Below are 3,266 nucleotides of genomic sequence, written 5' to 3' on the forward strand. Positions count from 1 at the left end.
CGATGGCTCCATCGCTACAATTGGCACAGGCCTCACGGAAGCCTAAATTCAAAACCACCAATCAGCAGACTCGCTCTTACCCAGGACAACCTGTTGAGGCTCCACATCTAGCGTCGTGTGCTACTTCACCCTATGACACCCCGGAGATACGCCGCGTCGGGTCAGCCGCGGGAGCATTGGGCAAGTGCTTGGAGCGGTCCACAAAAACGTATCTTGTTTCAAACAAAGATCCGGAAAAAGTCGCTTCAATGCTCGATAACTCATGCATGGCGGAACGAAAGGCCGAGGCGGATGCTAAGCTCGCGGCTGGTCTACCGGTGGATTATTTCGATTACGGAAAAGGGCGACACGAAGTCTCATTATGGTGGGTGCGATTTACAGTAGAGTCAGAACAAGCGGTCAAGAGCCCCCCGAAGCATGGGCCTTATTAAAGACTGCTGCAGATGACTTTGCTGCTACCCGCCACGGTGCGCGGACCGATGGCCGCGGTCGTTTTCAGACCACGTCGGCTTATTCCCCGCCCGAGCACTGTCAGCGGATGATGCGGCAGCCGCCGGTCTGCCTGTTGCAGCTGCCGATCGCTTGGCGCTGGGCTTCGCGGCGGTCGTAACCCCAGCCGGAGCCCCAGCCGCCGCGATAGCCGACGGCGACCACGCCGCAGCCGTTGCGGAACCAGATGGCGATGCCGCAGTCATTTGCGCTGTCGTCGCAATTGCGCCTCGCGACGGTTTCAGCGGCGCCTCTGTTGCCATAGGCATAGGACCAGCCGGTGGCGCCTGATGACGGCGAATAGGCGATGGCGCCATAGGTGTCGGCGAGCGCCGGGCCGTCGCCGGCAAGGAGCGTCAGAACTGCAAGCGATGCCAGAATTCGTTTCATGAAATGCCCCCGCGTGCGAATTGGCAATAGCCGTCCGCGGCAAACGAACAGAGGCCCGTGGGTGAATGTCAGCCATCCAAGTCGCAGTTGGTCGCTTTCGGCTTCAAAAGCTTCGGCTGTCCGCACTTTTCTTGGCCGCGCCATCTTTTCCTGCCGCTGTTGCTGGTTAAGGTAGCGCCTGCAACCGGACTCAATCCATGTCGCTTCGCCTCGCCACCTTCAACGTCGAAAATCTGCTGACCCGTTTCGATTTCACCGGCTTCCGCAACCAGCTGCGCCAGGACCGCGTCATCAAGCTTTTCGAGGTGAACAGCGAGGGCGTCTATCAGCAGCTCGAGCAGGCGCGCGTGATCGCGGCGACCGACGATACCAGGCAGATGACGGCGCTGGCGATTGCCGATGCCGACGCCGATATTCTCTGCCTGCAGGAAATCGACAATATGGCCGCCCTTCAGGCGTTCGAATACGGCTATCTCTTCCGCATGGTCGGAAACGGCTATCGGCAGAAATTCCTGGTCGAGGGTAATGACAGCCGCGGCATCGATGTCGCCGTGCTGATGCGCGAGGAAACGCGCGATGGCCAGAAAATCGAGCTTCGGGATATCAGAAGCCATGCGATGGCGACCTATCGCGAATTCGATCTCTTCGACGAGGAACTGGCGCTTACCAACCGTATCGACGACAAGATCTTCAAGCGCGACTGCCTGGAGCTCGACCTCCTGATCGGCGGCAGGCCTTTCTCGCTCTATGTCGTGCATTTCAAGTCGATGGGCAGTGCGCGCGACGGGCTGGACGGGCGGCAATCGACACTGCCGCTCCGTCGCGCCGAGGCGCGCGCCGTGCGTCGCATCATCGAGGACCGCTTCGGCGCCGGCCATACAGCCTCGAAGAGCTTTGCCATCAGCGGCGACATGAACGACTATCAGGAGCGCGTCGACGTCGTTGGGCGGCGTGGCACCGGTTATCATTTCGAGCATCAGGTGGAGACCGAAAGCGCGCTCGATGTCTTCAGCCATGACAGCTTTGCCGAAAATGTCGTACGCCGTCGTCCGCCCCTCGACCGCTGGACGCTCTATCATGCGCGCGGGCCGCAGGAGCAGCACCTCTGCCAGCTCGATTATATCTGGCTTTCGCCCGCACTTGCCGCCCATAATGCCGGCCGCCTGCCCGAGATCATCCGCAGCGGCCAACCCTACCGTACCATCTTCCCGCCGGGGCAGGAGGTGGAGCGTTATCCCCGTACCGGCTGGGACCGGCCCAAGGCCTCCGACCATTGCCCCGTCGTCATGACACTGGATCTCCCCTGAAAGCGAACATGAAAACGAATTTGAGCAGAAGTTTTCCAAAGACTGATTTTTCCGATGATTTCGCCGGCTGGCCGCCGGAGAGCACGGTCTTTCCCATCGCCGGCGTTGATCTCCGCATCCTGCCCGGCACGCATCCTTTCGTCGCCGCCGAGGAAACGGCGATCCGCGAAAACTGGGTGAGGGAGATCGCCGCCAACCCGGCGCTCTTCGACGGACGCCTGATCTTCCAGCAGCGGCTGTCGCTCGGCGAGGAGGGAATTTCGGGTGAGGGCTACGTCACGCCCTTTTCCGCCTTCATGTACTGGCGCCGCCAGCCCCAGCGCCAAGGCGGGCTGCACATCTTCGCCTATCCCGTGCTCGAAAGCTCCGACGGCGCGCTGGTTGCGATCCGCATGGGTGCGCACACCGCCAATCCCGGCCAGGTCTATTTCGCTGCCGGCTCGCTGGAACCCGAGGATATCTTCGACGGGCGCTGTGACATCGAGGCCAACATGCGCCGCGAGGTCCACGAGGAAACCGGCCTCGATCTTTCGGATTCGGTGGCGGGGCAGGGCCTCTTCGCCAGCCACGCCAGGCGTACGGTGACATTGCTGAGGCTCTTCCGTTTCGACCTGACGGCCGACGAGATGGTCGAGCGGATCGAGGCCCACATGCTGGTCGCCGAAGACAAGGAGATCGCGGGTGCGGTGGCGATCCGTTCGGCCGACCGGAACGCGTATCCGTACAACATCGCCATGCTGCCGGTGATTGACTGGTATTTCGGGAAGGTCTCAGCATGACGTCAGAGAGAGGGGCGGCATTCTCCGACGCTCCTCATCCTTGAGGCGCGTAGGCCAAAGGCCGGAGCCTCGAAGGACGCGCTCCAGCATTGCTTCTAGCATCCATTGGCGCCGGTGGCCGACCTCGTCCTTCGAGGCCCCTTCGGGGCACCTCAGCAACCGTGTTGTTGCGGTTCGCTCCATGGGGTTTGTCTTTTGAGAATAGTGTTGATCATGATGATGAATTTCCGCATGGCGGCGACGAGGGCGACCTTGGGTGGTTTGCCGGCATCGCGCAGCCGTTTGTGGAAGGCCTTGATGG

The 3,266-nt window shown here is 61.3% G+C and carries 3 protein-coding genes and 2 pseudogenes; 3 read left to right on the forward strand and 2 right to left on the reverse strand.

The window, feature by feature from the left end; translation table 11 throughout:
* Window positions 1–111: pseudogene (locus QWJ46_RS30875) on the forward strand (IS481 family transposase); the annotation flags it as partial.
* Window positions 112–531: 420 nt separating this feature from the next.
* Here QWJ46_RS30875 and QWJ46_RS30880 read toward each other — a convergent pair.
* Window positions 532–879, reverse strand: coding sequence for a DUF4189 domain-containing protein (locus QWJ46_RS30880; protein ID WP_302756313.1), 348 nt, complete (start codon window positions 877–879; stop codon window positions 532–534).
* A gap of 197 nt (window positions 880–1,076) precedes the next feature.
* Between QWJ46_RS30880 and QWJ46_RS30885 the strand changes: the two genes are divergently transcribed.
* Window positions 1,077–2,186: an endonuclease/exonuclease/phosphatase family protein gene (locus QWJ46_RS30885; RefSeq protein ID WP_302756315.1), complete on the forward strand. Its 1,110-nt coding sequence runs from the start codon at window positions 1,077–1,079 to the stop codon at window positions 2,184–2,186.
* A gap of 8 nt (window positions 2,187–2,194) precedes the next feature.
* A complete protein-coding gene (locus tag QWJ46_RS30890) occupies window positions 2,195–2,965 on the forward strand; it encodes an NUDIX hydrolase (protein WP_302756316.1) in 771 nt (256 codons plus the stop codon).
* 152 nt (window positions 2,966–3,117) lie between these two features.
* On the opposite strand, the pseudogene QWJ46_RS31400 reads toward QWJ46_RS30890, so the two are convergent.
* Window positions 3,118–3,266 (reverse strand): annotated as a pseudogene (locus tag QWJ46_RS31400) (IS110 family transposase); the annotation flags it as partial.

Origin of the sequence: Rhizobium sp. CBN3, from assembly GCF_030518245.1 — a bacterium.
In the GTDB taxonomy this organism is placed as follows: domain Bacteria; phylum Pseudomonadota; class Alphaproteobacteria; order Rhizobiales; family Rhizobiaceae; genus Rhizobium; species Rhizobium aethiopicum_A.